Genomic DNA, 16,991 nt, shown 5'->3' on the forward strand with positions numbered 1-16,991 from the left:
ATCGCACGGCATCCGTCGCCCCACCCGGCTACGGTGAAACCCACAGTCACCCCAAAATGGGGCATATTCACCAAGCAGTCTGTGAGGCATCCCGTCATGAGTCTGAGCATCCGCAACCAGCTCCCCGGCACCGTCACCGCCATCACCCCGGGCGAGGCCATGGCGACCGTCAAGGTGCGTCTCGACGGCGGGCAGGACCTCACCGCGGCGATCACCTCGGAGGCCGTGGAGGAACTCGGTCTCGCCGAGGGTTCCGCCGTACGCGCCCTGGTGAAGTCCACCGAGATCTCGCTGGCCACCGGCTCGGTGGACGGCCTGTCCATCCGCAACCGGCTCCCTGGCACGGTCACCGGCATCGCCACGGGCGGCGCCATGGCGTCCGTGAAGGTGAGCGTCGACGGCGCGAACCTGACGTCTGCGATCACGAAGGACGCCGTCACCGACCTCGGCCTGGGGACCGGTACCGCCGTCGTCGCCCTCATCAAGTCGACCGAGGTGTCCCTCGCGACCAGGTGAGAGGCAGGGACGTGAGGCCACGCGTCAATCGCGTGTGCCGCCATTGCAGTTCCTCTGCGGGAACCGCCGGCCGAATGTCGGCGAAGCGGGAAATGACCGCCCGGAGTGCGAGTTCGCCTTCGGCTCGCGCGAGGGGTGCTCCAAGACATCTGTGGATTCCGTGGCCGAAGGCCAGGTGTCCGGTGGCACCGCGGTCGAGATCGAGCTGGTCCGGACCGGGAAATCGGTTCGGGTCGCGGTTGGCGGCGCCGGGAGCGATGAGTACCGGAACGCCTTCGGGGATCACGGTCCCGCCGAGCGTGAACGCTTCGGTGCTGTAGCGGAACGTGGCGATCCCGACAGGCGAGTCGAAGCGCAGCAACTCGTCCAGCGCCCTCCCGAGGAGCTGCGGCTCGGCTCTCAACCGCGCGAGGGACTCCGGGTGTTGGAGAAGCGCCAGGGCCGCGTTGCCGATGAAGTTGGTGGTGGTCTCGTGGCCGGCCACGAGCAGGAGCACGGCGAGCGAGACGAGTTCGTCCTCGGTCAGCCGGTCCTGGCCGTCGCGTACGGCGATGAGGTCGTCGAGCAGACTCTCGCCGGGCGAGCTGCGTCCGGAGGCGACGAGATCGGTCATGTAGCCGCCGATGGCATGTGAGGCGGCGTCGATCCGTCGGGGGTCTCCGGCGGCGAACAGATCACTCGACCAGGTGCGCACGAGCCGCCGGTCGGACTCGGGCACCCCCAACATCTCGCAGATGACGGTGACCGGCAGAGGGACGGTGAGACTCGCGACAAGGTCCACCGGTCCGTGCTCCGGCCAGTCGTCGAGCAACTCGTCGACCAGGCCGGCGATATAGGGCCGTAACCGCGCGACGGCCCCGGTGGTGAACGCCTTCGTCACCAGAGCCCGCAGCCGTGCGTGCTGCGGAGGGTCGGTGGCGAGCATGTTCCGGGAGACGGCCGGATGGAGATCGCGCTGCGACGGCCGGCCGGCGAAGAACCGCGTGGTGTTCTTCGAGAGCCGAGGATCGGCGAATGCCTCCCGGGCCTCCGCGTACCCCGTGACGAGGTAGCTGTGGCGCCCGCCCGAACCGGTGGGCACCTTCTGCACCGGCGCCGCGTCTCGCAGCCGGGCGTAGGTCGGGTACGGGTCGGCGAAGAACCGCGGGTCCCGCAACGGGTCGGTCACGCTTGCGGCTCCATTCCCGAGGGTCTTCGGTTCGTCAGTGACGGTACGTGCGATCTTGCCCTGGGCGAAGGCTGGAGTGACGGCAGGGGTGCCGGCGGGGGCGACGGCATGTGCGAACACACAACCTCGCTCGCTGAGGGATAGCGACGGGCGGCCCATCACGTCGTGGTGGTTGCGAGAAGGGGAGGGTCGATGGAGGCCACAAGTCACGACGAGTTCCGGGAGTTCGTAGCGATGCGCTCCACCGCGCTGCTGCAGCTCGCGGTGCTGCTCACCGGCGGGGACCGGCATGCCGCGGAGGATCTGCTGCAGATCGCGCTGATGAAGGCCTACGGGCGCTGGGCTCACATCGAGCAGCCCGAGGCGTACGTCCGCCAGGTCATGTACCGCCAGCAGGTCAACCGCTGGCGGCTGCGCAGGCACCGTGCCGAGACGACGGTGCCCGTGCTGCCCGAGTCCGGCGACGCCGGCACCGAATCGGACTCCGAACTGCGGATCGCTCTGTGGGCGGCGCTCGGAAAACTGACGAAACGGCAGCGGGCCGTGGTCGTACTGCGTTACTTCGAGGACCTGCCGGAGGCCGAGGTCGCGGCGCTGCTGAGATGCCCGGTCGGCACGGTGCGCAGTACGGCGTACCGGTCGCTCGCCAAGCTCCGGCTGCTCGTACCGGAGCTCGGGCCCGAAAGTCCTGCGGAACAGGTGCAGTCACTCGGTTACACGCCGAAGGAGGTCCAGGGATGACGACGGAGCAGGTGGAGGAGAAGGTCCGGGAGACACTGCGCGCGGTCGCCCTGGACCGGGTGCGGGCGCCCGGGGACCTGGCCGAAACGGTGGTGCGACGGCGAAGCCGGCGGCGCTTCTCGCAGGCCGCGGGGGCGGCGGTGGCCGTTGCGGCGATCACCGTGGGGGCGGTGTTCGGCTTCGGGGGCGGCGGTGCGGCCGAGCGGGACCACCCTGTGCGTCCGGCGGCGTCACCGGAGGGCTGGAAGCCGTGGCAGAGCGACATCCGGGGCGCCGGCGAGCGGGGCTGCCTGGTGGAGGGTTCCGCGCTGTACTGCAGCGGGTCCAAGTACGACGTCGCGAAGTTCGACGCCAACACCGGCAAGCGGCTGTGGACCGTCAAGGTCAATCGCGAAGGCGACGGGCCCGACCACGCGTTCGCCGTGCGGGACGGCATTGTCTACGCCTACCGCAATCACACCGCGGACAAGGAGCCGAACGGCGACTACATCGGCGGTACGGATCTGATGGCGCTGCACGCCGACACCGGCAAGGTGGTGTGGACGGCCGAGATGCCGCAGGACGACCGCACCGACCAGGCCGCCATGCTCATCGACGGCGCGGTCCTGGCGAACACCCCGTCGCTCCGCACCATGTCGGCCCTCGATCCGCTGACCGGTGAGGAGAAGTGGCGCCACACATGGGACAAGGGGATCGTGTGCCAGCGGACGGTGCTGAGCGGGGTGCCCTATCTCCTGTGCAACCAGGACACCGAGGAGCCGGACGACACCGACATCTTCCGTCTCGATCCCGCCACGGGAAGCGCCGAGAAGGTCGTGACCATGCCCGGCAGGCAGCAGCTCGTCGGGACCTCGGGCGACCGGATGGTCCTGATCGCGGCGAAGAACGCGGACGACAAGGACCTGCGGCTGACCACCGTCAGCGGCTCCGGTAAGCAGACCTCGCACTCCTACCGGATCGGGGGAGAGCCGGCCAACTCGGACATCGTCGGTGATCTTCTGATCTCCGTGTCCTGGCAGGGCAAGGCCTCGGCCTACTCGCTGTCCACGGGAAAGACCCTGTGGACCGTCCCGGTGGGCGTCAAGATGCCCGACAAGGAGACGATTACGGGCCTCGCGGCACCCGTGGTGTCGGCGGGGCAAGGGGTCGTGTACTTCGTCGGCCCGAACGGAGGCCTGTCGGGCCTCAATCTGCGCACGGGTGAACAGATCTGGCGCGGCCACGCCGACACCGGCGACCAGGAGCCGGGTCCCGCCTTCGGCGACACGCCCCAACTCCTGCTCTACGAGGACGTCCTGATCGCCCGGAACGGCAGCAAGATCGTCTCCCTGCTGCCACGGATCGGGGACTGACCGAACGACCGTCGGCCGGGGCGGCAACGCTGCCCCGGCCGACGGCACCTACTGCTCGTCAAGGCCTGACGGCTCCTCCACCGGAGGCCGGCGAGCCCCGACGGCCCGCTCCGGTGGTTGCCGCGGTGCGCGGTCTCGGGGTCAGTGCCGCGCGCAGCGCCGGGGTGAGGACGTGGCGGGTCTCGGAGGGGGTGAGGGCGGCGGGGGTCGGGAGCGGGTTGAGGTAGCGGGTGTAGATGAGGCCGCCGAGGATCGTGACCACGGCCGTGGCGCGGGCGGTTGCGTCCCGGCCGCCGAGAAATTCAACAAGCCGGGCCAGCAGTTCGCGTTCCAGGTATTCGCGGATCACCTCGGCAGCCTCGTCGCCCTGGGTGGTGAGCTGTACGAAGTCAGCGTCCTCCCACAGGTTCGTCACCGCGTCGATCAGGCGGTCGGGGAGGGTGGCCGGGTCGCCGCCGAGGACGTCGTCCACCGCCAGCGCATTGGCGCACTGGAACTGCATCACGTCCGCGAACAGGCTTTTCTTCGAGCCGAAGTGGTACGCGATCAGCGCCGGGTCGACCCCGGCGGCTCCGGCCACCGCGCGCAGAGTGGTGCCCCGGTAGCCGCGCTCCAGGAAGAGCGCCCGGGCCGCCGAGACGATCGAGTCGCGGGTCGGCGGGTTGCCGCGGGGGCGGCCTCGGGTGCGGGCGGGGGCAGGGGCGGAGTTATTCCGCCACACCGGCCAGGCCCTCGCCGCCGGCCACGAGGTCGTCGCCGTGACTCGCCGCCCCGGCTCCCTCCCCGCGCGGCCCGGTCTCGCTGTGGCCGTCGCCGACGCCACCGACCCGGCGGCTGTCGACGTCGTGATCGAGGGGACGGACGCCGTCCTCTCCGTACTGGGCGCGCGTTTCAGCAAGGAGACCATCAGCACGTACTCGGCGAGCGCCACGGCCATCACCGGGGCCATGGCCCGCCACGGCATCAAGCGGTTGCTCGCCGTGAGCTCCAGCATCGCCGACCCGCACTGGCGTCCCACGGGCGCGCACTTCTTCAATCATGTGCTCGACCCGCTGGTGAACCGACGCCTCGGCCGCACCCTCCACGAGGACATGCGCCGCATGGAGGCGGTGATCCGTCGGACGGACCTCGACTGGACCTTCGTCCGGCCCTCAGGCCTCTTCGAGCACCCCGTCGTCACGGACTACCACACCGCCGAGACCAGTGCCGACGGCGTTTTCACCGCCCGTGCCGACCTCGCCTCAAGCATGCTGCGCGAGTTGGAGGAGCGGCGGTACGTCCGTACGGCCATGGGTGTCATCACCACGGCCGTGAAGCCGAACATCGCCAAGCTGATCTGGAACGAGGGCGTGAAGAAGAAATGAGCCGGGCGACCGTCGAACTCCCGCCCGCTACAAGGATGTTCCTCACTCGCCCCCGCACGGCCACCCTCACCACCCTCCGCCCCGACGGCACCCCGCATGTCACCCCTGTCCGCTTCACCTTTGACGCGGTCACCGGCCTGATCCGAGTGACCACCCGGGCAGGAGCGCGCAAGGCCCGGAACGTGGCGACGGGGGGCCCGCCGGCCCCTGTCGCGCTCTGCCAGGCGGACGGCTTCCGCTGGGTCACCCTCGAAGGCCGGGCCACCGTCACCGACGACCCCGCGCGCCTGGCCGAGGCGGTCCGCCGCTACACCGTCCGCTACCGCACGGCCCCGCCCGCCCCGCTGGACCTGGTCGTCGTCGACATCGCCGTCGACCGAGTCCTGAGCCTCAACCTCTGAGTCCCCCTCGAAGAAGGCGAAGTGACACCGCCGTGCCCCACCTCCCCGTCCTCGATTCCACTCTCCACTACCGCGAGTCCGGCGACCCCAACGGTCTGCCGTTCGTCTTCCTCCACGGCAACCCCACCTCCTCCCACCTGTGGCGGAACGTCCTGCCGCGTGTGGCCGCGCCCGGTCGCCGCCTTCTCGCCCCCGATCTCATCGGCATGGGCGACTCCGGCAAACCCGACCTCGCCTACTCCTTCGACGACCACGCCCGCTACCTCGACGCCTGGTTCGACGCCCTCGGCCTCGCCGAGGCCGTCCTCGTCGGCCACGACTGGGGCGGCGCGCTCGCCTTCGACCGCGCCGCCCGCCTCCCGGGCCACGTCCGCGGCCTCGCCTTCACCGAGACGATCGTCAAGCCGCTGGTCGGTGACGAATTCCCCTCGGCCGGACGGGAGTTGTTCACCCTCCTGCGCACCCCCGGAGTGGGCGAGGAGATGATCCTGGAGAAGTCCATGTTCATCGAAGGACTCCCGGACACGCTCGCCACCCCGCTCGACCCCGCCGACCTGGAGGCCTACCGCCGCCCCTTCCCGACACCGCACAGCCGCCGCCCGGTACTGGCGTGGACGCGCATGATGCCGCTGGACGGCGAGCCTGCCGACATCGTGGCCCGCGTCGAGCACTACGACGCCTGGCTGGCCGCCGGCCCCGAAGTCCCCAAGCTGCTCGCCGCGTTCGAGCCCGGCCCGGGCGCGATGACCGACCAAGGGGCCGTGGCCTGGTGCGAGGAGAACATCGCCGGCCTGGAGGTCTCCCGCCACGGCCTCGCCGGCCACCACTCCCCGGAGGACCGCCCCGAGGAGCTGGCCGCAGCGATCGACGCCTGGGCCGACCGCCACGGACTTGCACGCCGGTAGGCGTCCTCGACCACGACGCTGCCGACCGTCCCCCGGCCGGCTGCACTGCCGCTGGATGGCTTCGGACATCCAGGTCGTTCGGGCCATCCTCGCGTGCGAGGAGCAGGTCAGTCCGCGGCGGGCCCGGAAGTCCATGACGGGACCACCCCTGCGGACGCGGGGGTGACCCCGCGCCCTCCAGGAACGCGAGAAGCCGCCCTCCCACAATCGAGAGAACGGCCTCCGACCTGCAAAAAGCTGGTCGGGACGACAGGATTTGAACCTGCGACCCCTTGACCCCCAGTCAAGTGCGCTACCAAGCTGCGCCACGTCCCGTTGCCCGTTGTGACCTGGGGTTTCCCCTGGCTGAACGCGCACGGAAACAATACCGCACTCGGGTCGGTGGTCGCGCACTCCTTTTGTCCCGGCGATCGCCACTTGACCTCAACCTTGATTGAGGTCGCACGATCGTCCGTATGACGACGACAACGCTGAAACGCGGCTACGAGTATGCGGACCTGCCCGGCCTGATGGGGCTGATGAGCGGGGACGAGAAGCACGGACCGGCGGCGACTTCCACGCTCGACGCGCTCTGGGTGCTCTACGACCGGGTCATGCGGGTGACGCCGGAGCGGGCCGACGATCCGGAACGGGACCGGTTCCTGCTGTCCAAGGGGCACGGGCCGATGGCCTACTACGCGGTACTCGCCGCGAAGGGCTTCGTTCCGGTCGACTGGCTGCCGGGGTTCGGCTCGTACGAGTCGCCGCTCGGTCACCATCCGGACCGCGTGCTCGTACCGGGTGCCGAGATCGGCAGCGGTTCGCTCGGGCACGGGCTGCCGATCGCGGTCGGCACGGCGCTGGGCCTGCGCGCCCAAGGACAGAACGACCCGCGCGTGTGGGTGCTGGTCGGGGACGCCGAACTGGACGAGGGCAGCAACCACGAGGCCATCGCGTACGCCGGTCCGGCCGGGCTCGACCAGCTGCACACCGTCGTGATCGACAACTCCTCCGCCAGTTACGCGCTCCCCGGCGGGATCGCCGCGCGCTTCGAGGCCGCGGGCTGGTCCGCCGAGACCGTCGACGGACGGGATCACGACGCCCTGTACGCCGCCTTCACCGCTCCTCACCCGGGACGGCCGCGCGTGGTCGTCGCCCAGGTGGAGCCGAAGACCGTCTGAGCCGGTCCGGCTCCCACTCCCACAACGGAGGACTTTCCCCATGGACACCATGCGTGACCGCTTCGCCCCCGTCGTCTCACGGCTGCTCGACGAGGATCCGCGCGTCGCGGTCGTCCTGGCCGAGATCGGTCTGGCCGGGTTCGAGGAGGCGCGGGACCGGCATCCGGACCGCGTGATCAACGTCGGCATCCGGGAGCAGTTGCTGGTCGGGGCGGGCGCGGGCCTTGCGCTCACCGGGCTGCGGCCCGTGGTACACACCTTCGCCAGCTTCCTCGTCGAGCGGCCCTTCGAACAGGTCAAGCTGGACCTCGGGCACCAGGACGTGGGAGCGGTGCTGGTCAGCGCCTCCGCGTCCTTCGACTGGCCCTCGGGCGGCTACACCCACATGGCACCCGGCGACATCGCCCTGCTGGACACGCTCGACGGCTGGACGGTCCATGTCCCGGGCCACCCGGACGAGGCCGAGACGCTCCTGCGGCACGCCGTCGCGGCGGGCGACGACAAGGTGTACGTACGACTGTCCGTGCAGTCGAACGCCGAAGCCCTCGCCGTCGACGGAGCCCGCTTCCACACCGTCCGCGAGGGCCGGGCCGGCGTGGTCGTCGCGGTCGGGCCGATGCTCGACGCGGTGCTCGCCGCCACCGAGGGCCTCGACGCCACCGTGCTGTACGGCACGACTGTGCGCCCCTTCGACTCGGCCGCGCTGCGCCGGGCCACCGAGGCGGCCGGGACCGACGTCGTCCTCGTCGAGCCATACCTGGCCGGCACGTCGACGGCGGCCGCGAACGACGCCCTCGCGGACCTGCCGCACCGTGTCCTCGGCCTCGGAGTCGGCCGTCGCGAGCTGCGCCGCTACGGACAGATCGAGGAGCACGTGACCGCGCACGGGCTGGACGCCGGGTCGTTGCGGGAACGGATCGGTGGGTTCCTGGGGGCGACGCGGGTCAGCGCGTAGACCTGGCTCCTCGGCCGGGTCTCAGCTCTTACCGCCGCCGCACGTCTGTCTCTTTCCTTGTCCATCACCCGGTCCGTTCCCTTGTCGTCTGTCCCCGTGGCTGTTTGCTCCGCCGGTCCGCGTGGGTCGGGCGGTGCCCCCCGCCGACCCGTGCGACAGCGACAGCGACCGCGACGTCGGCGCCTCGGCCCGCACCAGCCCCCGTATCGCGGGCACCGAGAGCAGCGCCGTCGCCACGACGAGGGTCATGGCGCCGGCCACGAGGAGGACGTTGTCCGCGCCGAGGGCCGCCGCGGCCGGGCCGGCCAGTGCCTGGCCGACCGGCATCATGGCCAGGGAGCCGGCGATGTCGTAGGCGTGGATGCGGTTGAGGGCCTCGGGCGGGACCTGGGTCTGCACGCTGGTCGCCCACATGACGCCCCAGAACGACAGGCCCGCGCCCGCTATCGCCGCACCGGCCGCCATCGTCGCCACTCCGAAGCCCGCTCCGACGGCGGCCGGGAAGCAGGCGAAGGAGAAGAGGGCGAGTGAGCCCGCGCGAAGCATGTGCCGAGGACGCAGGCGCAGTGCGATCAGGCCGCCTATGACCGTGCCCGCGCCGAGGGCGGAGTTGACCAGGCCGTAGGCGCGCGGCCCGTGCTCCTGGACGACCTCCGTCGCGACCAGCGGAACCGTCGGCCCCCAGACGGAGATCATCAGGACGCACCAGATGACGATCACGCCCCAGAGCCACGTACGTGATCTGAACTCCCGCCAGCCCTGGACGAGATCGGCCCCGAAGCCGTTGGTGCGGGCCCGGTGGTCGGGGTCGGCCGGAGGCAGTCGGAGCAGCAGGAGACACAGGGCGCTCAGAGCGTATGTCGTGGCGTGGGCCGCGAAGACTCCGCCGGGTGAGGCGAAGGCGACCAGCAGGCCGGCGAGCGCGGGGCCCGCCAGTTGGGCCGTGGACTCCGCGACCCGTATGGCGCCGTTGGCCGCCTGGACGTCGGTGGCGAGCCGAGGGACCGTGCTGGCGACACCGGGCTCGAAGATCGCGGCCGCCGCGCCGTTGACCGCGCCGATCGCACAGATCTGCCAGAGCACCACGTGGCCGGTGAAGAACAGCGTGGCGGCGACGGACTGGCTGCCCAGCCTCACCACATCGGCACCGATCATCAGCAGACGGGTGCTGAACCGGTCGGCGAAGACCCCGCCGAAGATCACCAGACCCGCGAAGCAGGCGGCCGAAGCGGCCATGGCCAGGCCGACGGCTCCCACCCCGTAGCCGTGCTGCAGCAGTCCCGCCGCCAGCGCCACCGGCAACATCGTGTCGCCCAGCTTGGCGACGGCCCGCGCGGTGAAGAACAGTCCGAAATCCCGCGACCAGACCTTCCGGGACCCGGCGCCGTCACTCACATCACGACGACCGGTCCCACCGCCGACGTCACGATGACCGGCCCCGCCGCCACGGTGACTGCCACCGACATCGCGGCCACTGCCACCCGCGCCACGGTGACCGCCGTCCCCATCCCGGTGACCGCCACCCGGATCATGATGGTCGGCACCCGCGTCACGGTGACCCGCGCCCGCGCCACGCCCTCCGACACCAACGCCACGGCCACCGGCACCCCCGCCCTCCCCCGACGACGGCACCCCGCCCGAGGACACCCCGCCCCCAGCCATCCCCACACACCCCTCCCCCACCGACCGATCGACCCCTCGACGGGACCACCGCGCCCCTCCGCGCCGGGCTCCCCACCCGCCTTCGGATCATGCCACGCGGCACTGACAACGCCCCTCGGTCATCAGCCGTCAGCCGTCACCCATCCGCCGGAAGCCCCAATTCCGGGTAGGACTCCAGCAGTCGGGTCGGAGCCGCCTGCCGCCAGGAGTCCGCGAGGATGTCACGCAACTCGTCCGAGTCCTCAAGGACCGCGAGCCGCACACGCACCCAGGCGAAGCCCGCCTCGTGGTCGGCGATCCAGAACTTCCCAGGCTCGGCCAGCACCAACTCGTCGCGCTCCTCCTTGGGGCAGCGCACGGCGATGGAGGTCTCCTCCTCGGGCAGCGTGGCGAACATCTTCCCCGCGACCCGGAAGGTGGGCATGCTCCAGGCGATCTTCTCCGTCGTGTCCGGCAGAGAGAGGCAGATTCGGCGTACGTCTTCGGCATCCTGCATGGAAAGCACCGTAGCCAATGCCACTGACAACCACCTGCTGAGAGCCGGTTCAGGCGCCTCTGAGAGCCGGTGCGACCACCCGCCGCGAGCGAGGCGGTCAACGACTCGGAGCAGACTCCGAACCCTCGGCCGCCACCACGTACTTGTAGAAGATCGTTGTCGGACGAAGCACCCCGCCGGGCGTCCGTGCGTAGTCGGGTATGACACCCGCCCGGGTCCAACCCGCCGACCGGTAGAGGGACTCGGCCGGGCTGTCCGTCTCGGTGTCCAGGTTGAGCAGGGTCACACCCGCCTCGGCAGCGGCGCGTTCGGCCGCCGCGAGCAGCGCACGTCCAAGTCCCTTTCCTCGCCCCTCCCTGTGCACCATCAGCTTCACCACCTCGGCGCGGTGACTGCTGTTGGGCTTGTCCGGGAAGGCCAGGCCGACGGTGCCGACGATCCGGCCCCGCGCGTACGCGGCCCACACGGCGAGACCGCCCTCCGCGAGCACGTCGGCCCGCCCCCGCCACCAGCCGACGGCGGCGGTGCGGTCGAGCGGGGCGAGGAATCCGACCGACGCTCCCCCGTTGACGGTGTCGGTCAGCAGGCCGGCCAATTCATCGACGGATCGAAGGAGTTGGTCGGCCGTCAGCCGGACGACGGTGGTCATGGCAGCACCACCGCCAGCACGTAGCGCGCGTCCTCGGGGCCGGTGCACCGGAAGCGTGTCGGCCCCCACACCCGCAACCGCAGGCAGTCGCCCGCGTCGAGCCGGTGCCCGGTGTCCTGGGCCGTGACCTCCAGCCGCCCGTCGAGCACCCAGATGTGCTGTTCGAGGCCGGGTACGGGCGGCCGGTCGTACGCGATGTCCGCGCCGGCCGCGAGCCGCCCCTCGACGAGTTCGCCGCGCAGCCCGGCATGCGGCGGGGACACGGAGCGGCGTACGAAGCCGGATGCCCTGTCCTCCCACACGGCCTGGTCGGCGGCCCGTACCAGCAGGGCGGGCTCGGCCTCGACCTCGCTGAGCAGCTGCGACATCGTGCGGCCGTAGACGCCGCACAGGCGGTTCAGCAGCGAGGCCGTGGGGCTGATCTCCGCGCGCTCGGCCCGGGACAGGGTCGACCGGCTCACCCCGCTGCGCTCTGCCAACTCGCCCAGGGACCAGCCTCGTTCGGCCCGCAGCTCGGCCAGTCGCGCGCCGAGACGGGTATCGACGGGGTCCGGTCCACCGACCTCCGGGTCAGCATCTCCATCACGTCTCACATTCGGGATGCTATCCCACATACGAAACGGAGTGTCCGCCGCCGCTCATCCCACGGGTGCGGCCTCCCCCAGCGCCTCCAGGACCGGCCGGATCAGCGGATGCTCCTCGGCCCCCCGGCGCACGGCGGCGAAGACCCGGCGCGTGGGTGCGACACCGTCGACGGGGCGCACGACCACACCCGCGAGATCCATTCCGCTCAGGGCCGAGCGCGGCACCAGGGCGACCCCCGCGTCCGCCGACGCGAGCGCGACGACGGCGCGGAAGTCGTCCGAGGAGTGTTCGAGACGGGGCTGGAATCCCGCGTGCTCACAGGCCAGGACCACCACGTCGTGGCAGGGGTTTCCGGGGTACGGGCCGATCCACGGGTCCTTCGCCAGCTCGCCGAGCGGCACCTCCGTACGGTCCGCGAGGCGGTGGGTCACCGGAACGACGGCGTCGAACGGCTCGGCGTACAGCGGAATGTGGGCGAGGCGGGGGTCGTCGGCGTCCGGTGCGCCTCGGTACTCGACGGCGACCGCCACGTCGACCTGCCGGTCGAGCACCATCGGCAGGCTGGCGTCGCCCTCGGCGTCCTGGACGCGGATGCGGATGCCGGGCGCGGTCCGCGCGAGCCGGGCCACGGCGGGCGCGACGACCAGGCCGATGCCGGTCGCGAAGGAGGCGACCGTGACCGTGCCCGCCGAACCCGAGTCGTACGCGGCGAGCTCCGCCTCGGCCTTCTCCAGCTGGGCGAGGACCGCGTTGGTGTGGCTGAGCAGGATCTCACCGGCCGGAGTCAGGCGTACACCCCTGGCACTGCGCTCCACCAGGCGGTGGCCCGTCTCCTGCTCCAGGGCCGTCAGCTGTTGCGAGACGGCGGAGGGCGTGAGGTAGAGCGCGGCGGCAGCGGCCGTCACCGTGCGATGATCCGCCACCGCACGGAGGATGTGGAGCCGCCGCGCTTCGATCATGTGACCGATTCTCTCAGAGGTTCACGCTCACCCCGCAGCGTCCCCGGCCCCGTCCGCACTCAGGCCTCCGCCGCCGTCCCTTCCGCCTCCAGCTCCGCCCGCGCCGCCACGAAGGCGTCCACGGCACGGTTCACGTCCTCCGTCGAGTGCGCGGCGGACAGCTGTACGCGGATCCGGGCCCGGCCCTGCGGGACCACCGGGTACGAAAAGCCGATCACGTACACCCCGCGGTCCAGGAGCAGCTCCGCCATGCGTCCGGCGACGGCCGCGTCGCCGATCATGACCGGGGCGATGGCGTGGTCGCCGGGGAGGATGTCGAAGCCCTCCTCGGTCATCCGGGAGCGGAACAGCGCGGTGTTCGCGGCGAGGTGCTCGCGCAGGTCGCCCGCCGACTCCAGCAGGTCGAGGACCTTGAGCGAGGCCGCGGCGATCACCGGGGCAAGGGTGTTCGAGAAGAGGTACGGGCGCGAGCGCTGGCGCAACAGGGCGACGATCTCGGCGCGGGCGGCGACGTAACCGCCGGACGCGCCGCCGAGTGCCTTGCCGAGGGTGCCGGTGATGATGTCGACGCGGTCCATGACGCCGTGCAGCTCGGGGGTGCCGCGGCCGCCGGGGCCGACGAACCCGACGGCGTGCGAGTCGTCGACCATGACCATGGCGTCGTAGCGGTCGGCGAGGTCGCAGATCTCGCGCAGCGGGGCCACGTACCCGTCCATGGAGAAGACGCCGTCGGTGACGATCAGCCTGCGGCGGGCGCCCGCGGCCTCCTTCAACTGCTGTTCCAGGTCCGCGAGGTCGCGGTTGGCGTAGCGGAGCCGGCGGGCCTTCGAGAGGCGGATGCCGTCGATGATCGACGCGTGGTTGAGGGCGTCGGAGATCACCGCGTCCTCCTCGCCGAGGAGGGTTTCGAAGACTCCTCCGTTGGCGTCGAAGCAGGAGGAGTAGAGGATCGTGTCCTCTTGGCCGAGGAAGGCGGAGAGGCGCTGTTCGAGCTCCTTGTGCACCTCCTGCGTACCGCAGATGAAGCGCACGGAGGCCATGCCGTATCCCCAGCGGTCGAGGGCCTCGTGGGCGGCGGCGACGACCTCGGGGTGGTCGGCGAGACCGAGGTAGTTGTTCGCGCAGAAGTTGAGGACCTCACCGGGGCGGCCGCCCGCGGTGACGGTCACGGTCGCGGACTGCGGGCTGCCGATGACGCGCTCGGGCTTGTGCAGTCCGGCGGCGCGGATCTCGTCGAGGGTGGTGCGGAGGTCGTCGCGTACGGAGTCGAACATGAGGGGCTCCTAGAGGGGCTCACGCGGTACGGGGAGCGTGCGGAGGGGCGCTGAGGGGACCGGGGGCTTACGCAGTCCAGTCGAGGATGACCTTCCCGCCGCGGCCGCTCGCCGCGTCGGCGAACGCCGCCTCGTAGTCGCGGTAGCCGTAGCGGCCGGTGATCACGGGGGCGAGGTCGAGGCCGCCTTCGAGGAGGACCGACATCGCGTACCAGGTCTCGAACATCTCGCGGCCGTAGATGCCCTTGATCGTGATCATGGAGGTGACGATCCGGGACCAGTCGACGGCGAACTCCTCGGACGGAAGTCCGAGCATGGCGATCTTTCCGCCGTGCGTCATGTTGGCGAGCATGTCGCGCATCGCGACGGGGTTGCCGGACATCTCCAGGCCGACGTCGAAGCCCTCGCGCAGGCCGAGCGTGCGCTGCCCGTCGGTGATGGTCGACTTGGCGACGTTCAGCGCGAGGCTGACGCCGATCTTGCGGGCGAGCTCCAGACGCTCCTCGCTGATGTCGGTGACCACGACGTGCCGGGCGCCGGCGTGCTTGGCGACGGCGGCGGCCATCAGGCCGATGGGTCCCGCGCCGGTGATCAGTACGTCCTCTCCGACCAGCGGGAACGACAGCGCGGTGTGCACGGCGTTGCCGAAGGGGTCGAAGATCGCGGCGACGTCGAGGTCGACGGGGACGCGGTGCACCCACACGTTGGACGCGGGCAGCGCGACGTACTCGGCGAACGCGCCGTCCCGGCCGACGCCGAGCCCCACCGTGGCGCGGCACAGATGGCGCCGTCCGGCCTGGCAGTTGCGGCACTTGCCGCACACCAGGTGGCCCTCGCCGCTGACCCGGTCGCCCACGGCGATCTCGCCGACGTCGCGGCCCGTCTCGACGACCTCGCCCACGAACTCGTGGCCGATCACGAGCGGGGTCCTGATCGACTGCTGTGCCCAGCCGTCCCAGCTGCGGATGTGCAGGTCGGTGCCGCAGATCCCGGTCCTGAGGACCTTGATCAGTACGTCGCCGGGTCCGACGACCGGCTGCGGTACGTCCATGAGCCGGAGTCCCGGCTCAGCCTTCTCCTTGACCAGCGCCTTCAACACGGCTCCCGTGTACGAGGGTTCCGGGCCGGGGCATGCCTCGGCATGCCCCGGCCCGGAGTGAGGGGTGGCGTCACGGCAGGGGGCATGGCGGGTGGGCCATGCGGGAGCGCCTCTCAGCGGCTGCGGCGCTCCACTGCCGACGCGGAGAAATCTGCCGTACACGGGCGCTGCGGTCCATCGAGGTTTTCTTAAGCTCCGCCGCAGCTTTCCTTCACGCCTCGCTCCCCACGCGCGCACCCCCCGCCCCCGTCAGCGTGTCTGCCCCCTCTCGAAGTACGCGACCAGCTCGGCGTCCAGCGGCGGCACCTCGTACGGAACGCCGCCCCCGCGCAGCGACTCCGTGGCCCGGAATCCCGCCGCCACCGCCATCCGCGCGGCCACCGGGGACGTGTCGGTGCGCCCTCCCTCGCGTGCGAACCGCAGGAACTCGTCGATCAGCACCGGGTCCGCGCCCCCGTGCTCGGCGTCCTGCTCCACATCGGGCACCGCGTACTCGGCGTCCGCCTCGGCCCGGTACCCGGAGCGCCGGGAGTTCCACACCTTCACCACTCCCCCGGGCCCGTCCCCGAAGTTCTCCAGGCGGCCCGCGTCGCCGACGACCGTGTAGTTGCGCCAGTAGTCGGGGGTGAAGTGGCACTGCTGGTAGGCGGCCAACACCCCGTTGTCCAGGCGCATGTTGACGATGGACACGTCCTCGACGTCGATGACGGGGTTGAGGGCCCGCTGGGTGTGCGGCGGCCAGTGTCCGTCCTCCGTGTACCAGTCGTCGGCCTTCGGCTCGCCCGGCGACCGGCGGTGCGGATTGCCGCCGTACACCATCAGGTCGCCGAACGCCTGTACCTGCCGGGTGTATCCGCCCGCGAGCCAGTGCAGTACGTCGAGGTCGTGGGCGCCCTTCTGCAGCAACAGGCCGGTGGTGCACCGGCGTTCGGCGTGCCAGTCCTTGAAGTACCAGTCGCCTCCGTAGCCGACGAAGTGGCGTACCCACACCGTTTTGACCGTGCCGATGTCGCCGCGCAGGACGAGGTCGCGCATCAGCCGGATCACCGGCATGTGGCGCATGTTGTGGCCCACGTACAGCCGGGTGCCGGTCTCGAAGGCCGTGCGCAGGATGAGGTCGCAGCGCTCGATGGTGATGTCCAGGGGCTTCTCCACGAAGACGGGCTTGCCCGCGCGCAGGGCCTCGCAGGCGATGTCGGCATGGGTGTGGTCCGGGGTGAGGACGAGCACGGCGTCGACGTCCGGGTCGTCGACGACCTTGCGGTGGTCCTCGACGGTCCGGACGCCGGGGATGCGGTCGGCGGCGCGGTCCCGCAGTGCCAGATCGTGTTCGGCGACGACGGTCACGCGCGAGCCCCGGCCGGGCCGGTGGGCGATGCGCGCGAGCGAACCGCGCAGGCCGAAGCCGAGGGCGCCGAGACGCAGGTCGGTCATGAGATGCCTTCCCGTTCGGTGACGAGGAGTCGGGTCCGGCGGCAGGAGGGCCCGGCCGTGTTCATCCGAGGAAGCCGTGCCCACCTGAGCCGGAGTCAACTTCCCATCGGGCGACACGTTCCGGGAGAGCGCACTGGGGCCGCACATACGAACAGGGCCGACCACATACGAACAGGCCTCACTGTGTGCGCACAGGACACATGGCATACGCACACAGCACAATTGATCTGACGGCCCCCACCAGCCGTATCCCTCTCCGGAACCTGGAATC

At 71.0% G+C, this 16,991-nt stretch carries 19 protein-coding genes and 1 tRNA gene; 8 read left to right on the plus strand and 12 right to left on the minus strand.

From position 1 onward, the window contains the following. Positions 1 to 96 precede the first annotated feature (96 nt). Positions 97 to 516, plus strand: a complete 420-nt coding sequence (locus ACZ5VQ_RS08070) for a TOBE domain-containing protein (RefSeq protein ID WP_362072937.1) — start codon at positions 97 to 99, stop codon at positions 514 to 516. Here ACZ5VQ_RS08070 and ACZ5VQ_RS08075 read toward each other — a convergent pair. Beyond that, entirely contained in the window at positions 482 to 1,684 is a 1,203-nt protein-coding gene (locus ACZ5VQ_RS08075) for a cytochrome P450 family protein (RefSeq protein WP_469104183.1), read from the minus strand. The two genes, ACZ5VQ_RS08070 and ACZ5VQ_RS08075, sit on opposite strands and share 35 nt — an antisense overlap. Positions 1,685 to 1,876: 192 nt before the next feature. Here ACZ5VQ_RS08075 and ACZ5VQ_RS08080 point away from each other — a divergent pair, with 192 nt between their 5' ends. Next, positions 1,877 to 2,425, plus strand: a complete 549-nt coding sequence (locus ACZ5VQ_RS08080; protein ID WP_362072943.1) for a SigE family RNA polymerase sigma factor — start codon at positions 1,877 to 1,879, stop codon at positions 2,423 to 2,425. Further along, a complete protein-coding gene (locus ACZ5VQ_RS08085; protein ID WP_469104184.1) occupies positions 2,422 to 3,777 on the plus strand; it encodes an outer membrane protein assembly factor BamB family protein in 1,356 nt (451 codons plus the stop codon). Before ACZ5VQ_RS08080 ends, ACZ5VQ_RS08085 begins: the two co-directional genes overlap by 4 nt. 58 nt (positions 3,778 to 3,835) lie before the next feature. Here the strand turns inward: ACZ5VQ_RS08085 and ACZ5VQ_RS08090 are convergent, their stop codons facing one another. Then, positions 3,836 to 4,498 carry a TetR/AcrR family transcriptional regulator gene (locus ACZ5VQ_RS08090; protein ID WP_469104185.1) on the minus strand — a complete coding sequence of 221 codons (663 nt, stop codon included), beginning with the start codon at positions 4,496 to 4,498 and terminating at the stop codon, positions 3,836 to 3,838. On the opposite strand from ACZ5VQ_RS08090, the gene ACZ5VQ_RS08095 reads away from it, so the two are divergent. From ACZ5VQ_RS08095 to ACZ5VQ_RS08105, 3 genes are read left to right on the plus strand one after another with little or no spacing between them, the layout of a single operon-like run. Continuing rightward, positions 4,461 to 5,141 (plus strand): NAD(P)-dependent oxidoreductase, encoded by a 681-nt coding sequence (locus ACZ5VQ_RS08095; RefSeq protein ID WP_469104186.1) that lies wholly within the window; start codon positions 4,461 to 4,463, stop codon positions 5,139 to 5,141. The two genes, ACZ5VQ_RS08090 and ACZ5VQ_RS08095, sit on opposite strands and share 38 nt — an antisense overlap. Next, positions 5,138 to 5,542 (plus strand): pyridoxamine 5'-phosphate oxidase family protein, encoded by a 405-nt coding sequence (locus tag ACZ5VQ_RS08100; RefSeq protein ID WP_469104187.1) that lies wholly within the window; start codon positions 5,138 to 5,140, stop codon positions 5,540 to 5,542. The genes ACZ5VQ_RS08095 and ACZ5VQ_RS08100 overlap by 4 nt, the downstream gene beginning before the upstream one ends. A 32-nt stretch (positions 5,543 to 5,574) precedes the next feature. Next, positions 5,575 to 6,447, plus strand: a complete 873-nt coding sequence (locus ACZ5VQ_RS08105; RefSeq protein WP_469104188.1) for a haloalkane dehalogenase — start codon at positions 5,575 to 5,577, stop codon at positions 6,445 to 6,447. 238 nt (positions 6,448 to 6,685) lie between these two features. Here ACZ5VQ_RS08105 and ACZ5VQ_RS08110 read toward each other — a convergent pair. Continuing rightward, positions 6,686 to 6,762, minus strand: a tRNA-Pro gene (locus ACZ5VQ_RS08110). Between the two features lie 140 nt (positions 6,763 to 6,902). On the opposite strand from ACZ5VQ_RS08110, the gene ACZ5VQ_RS08115 reads away from it, so the two are divergent. Both ACZ5VQ_RS08115 and ACZ5VQ_RS08120 read left to right on the plus strand, forming a co-directional pair. After that, positions 6,903 to 7,607 (plus strand): transketolase, encoded by a 705-nt coding sequence (locus tag ACZ5VQ_RS08115; RefSeq protein WP_469104189.1) that lies wholly within the window; start codon positions 6,903 to 6,905, stop codon positions 7,605 to 7,607. A 40-nt stretch (positions 7,608 to 7,647) separates the two neighbouring features. Continuing rightward, positions 7,648 to 8,562 (plus strand): transketolase family protein, encoded by a 915-nt coding sequence (locus ACZ5VQ_RS08120; protein ID WP_362073046.1) that lies wholly within the window; start codon positions 7,648 to 7,650, stop codon positions 8,560 to 8,562. A gap of 21 nt (positions 8,563 to 8,583) precedes the next feature. Here the strand turns inward: ACZ5VQ_RS08120 and ACZ5VQ_RS08125 are convergent, their stop codons facing one another. The 9 genes from ACZ5VQ_RS08125 to ACZ5VQ_RS08165 all read right to left on the minus strand — a co-directional run bounded on the left by ACZ5VQ_RS08125 (position 8,584) and on the right by ACZ5VQ_RS08165 (position 16,720). Continuing rightward, positions 8,584 to 9,957, minus strand: coding sequence for an MFS transporter (locus tag ACZ5VQ_RS08125; RefSeq protein ID WP_469104190.1), 1,374 nt, complete (start codon positions 9,955 to 9,957; stop codon positions 8,584 to 8,586). Then, entirely contained in the window at positions 9,954 to 10,169 is a 216-nt protein-coding gene (locus ACZ5VQ_RS08130; protein WP_469104191.1) for a hypothetical protein, read from the minus strand. The genes ACZ5VQ_RS08125 and ACZ5VQ_RS08130 overlap by 4 nt, the downstream gene beginning before the upstream one ends. Positions 10,170 to 10,360: 191 nt before the next feature. Next, complete coding sequence (locus ACZ5VQ_RS08135) at positions 10,361 to 10,720, minus strand: MmcQ/YjbR family DNA-binding protein (protein ID WP_469104192.1); 360 nt, start codon at positions 10,718 to 10,720, stop codon at positions 10,361 to 10,363. A 97-nt stretch (positions 10,721 to 10,817) separates the two neighbouring features. After that, positions 10,818 to 11,369: a GNAT family N-acetyltransferase gene (locus ACZ5VQ_RS08140; RefSeq protein WP_469104193.1), complete on the minus strand. Its 552-nt coding sequence runs from the start codon at positions 11,367 to 11,369 to the stop codon at positions 10,818 to 10,820. Continuing rightward, entirely contained in the window at positions 11,366 to 11,983 is a 618-nt protein-coding gene (locus tag ACZ5VQ_RS08145; protein ID WP_469104194.1) for a helix-turn-helix domain-containing protein, read from the minus strand. Before ACZ5VQ_RS08145 ends, ACZ5VQ_RS08140 begins: the two co-directional genes overlap by 4 nt. A 24-nt stretch (positions 11,984 to 12,007) precedes the next feature. Further along, on the minus strand, positions 12,008 to 12,913 hold the full coding sequence (locus tag ACZ5VQ_RS08150) for a LysR family transcriptional regulator (protein ID WP_469104195.1): 906 nt from the start codon (positions 12,911 to 12,913) through the stop codon (positions 12,008 to 12,010). A 59-nt stretch (positions 12,914 to 12,972) separates the two neighbouring features. Beyond that, on the minus strand, positions 12,973 to 14,187 hold the full coding sequence (locus ACZ5VQ_RS08155; RefSeq protein ID WP_469104196.1) for a glycine C-acetyltransferase: 1,215 nt from the start codon (positions 14,185 to 14,187) through the stop codon (positions 12,973 to 12,975). Between the two features lie 67 nt (positions 14,188 to 14,254). Continuing rightward, positions 14,255 to 15,283 carry an L-threonine 3-dehydrogenase gene (tdh, locus tag ACZ5VQ_RS08160; RefSeq protein WP_469104574.1) on the minus strand — a complete coding sequence of 343 codons (1,029 nt, stop codon included), beginning with the start codon at positions 15,281 to 15,283 and terminating at the stop codon, positions 14,255 to 14,257. Between the two features lie 252 nt (positions 15,284 to 15,535). After that, positions 15,536 to 16,720 (minus strand): Gfo/Idh/MocA family protein, encoded by a 1,185-nt coding sequence (locus ACZ5VQ_RS08165; protein ID WP_469104197.1) that lies wholly within the window; start codon positions 16,718 to 16,720, stop codon positions 15,536 to 15,538. Between the last annotated feature and the right edge of the window lie 271 nt (positions 16,721 to 16,991).

The organism is Streptomyces sp. NPDC033178 (assembly GCF_055577685.1).

Coding starts and splice junctions, on each gene's coding strand:
- ACZ5VQ_RS08155 (WP_469104196.1), bottom strand. CDS start 14,187: ATGTTCGACTCCGTACGCGACGACCTCCGCACCACCCTCGACGAGATC.
- ACZ5VQ_RS08100 (WP_469104187.1), top strand. CDS start 5,138: ATGAGCCGGGCGACCGTCGAACTCCCGCCCGCTACAAGGATGTTCCTC.
- ACZ5VQ_RS08165 (WP_469104197.1), bottom strand. CDS start 16,720: ATGACCGACCTGCGTCTCGGCGCCCTCGGCTTCGGCCTGCGCGGTTCG.
- ACZ5VQ_RS08140 (WP_469104193.1), bottom strand. CDS start 11,369: ATGACCACCGTCGTCCGGCTGACGGCCGACCAACTCCTTCGATCCGTC.
- ACZ5VQ_RS08145 (WP_469104194.1), bottom strand. CDS start 11,983: ATGTGGGATAGCATCCCGAATGTGAGACGTGATGGAGATGCTGACCCG.
- ACZ5VQ_RS08135 (WP_469104192.1), bottom strand. CDS start 10,720: ATGCAGGATGCCGAAGACGTACGCCGAATCTGCCTCTCTCTGCCGGAC.
- ACZ5VQ_RS08120 (WP_362073046.1), top strand. CDS start 7,648: ATGGACACCATGCGTGACCGCTTCGCCCCCGTCGTCTCACGGCTGCTC.
- ACZ5VQ_RS08115 (WP_469104189.1), top strand. CDS start 6,903: ATGACGACGACAACGCTGAAACGCGGCTACGAGTATGCGGACCTGCCC.
- ACZ5VQ_RS08070 (WP_362072937.1), top strand. CDS start 97: ATGAGTCTGAGCATCCGCAACCAGCTCCCCGGCACCGTCACCGCCATC.
- ACZ5VQ_RS08150 (WP_469104195.1), bottom strand. CDS start 12,913: ATGATCGAAGCGCGGCGGCTCCACATCCTCCGTGCGGTGGCGGATCAT.
- ACZ5VQ_RS08085 (WP_469104184.1), top strand. CDS start 2,422: ATGACGACGGAGCAGGTGGAGGAGAAGGTCCGGGAGACACTGCGCGCG.
- ACZ5VQ_RS08080 (WP_362072943.1), top strand. CDS start 1,877: ATGGAGGCCACAAGTCACGACGAGTTCCGGGAGTTCGTAGCGATGCGC.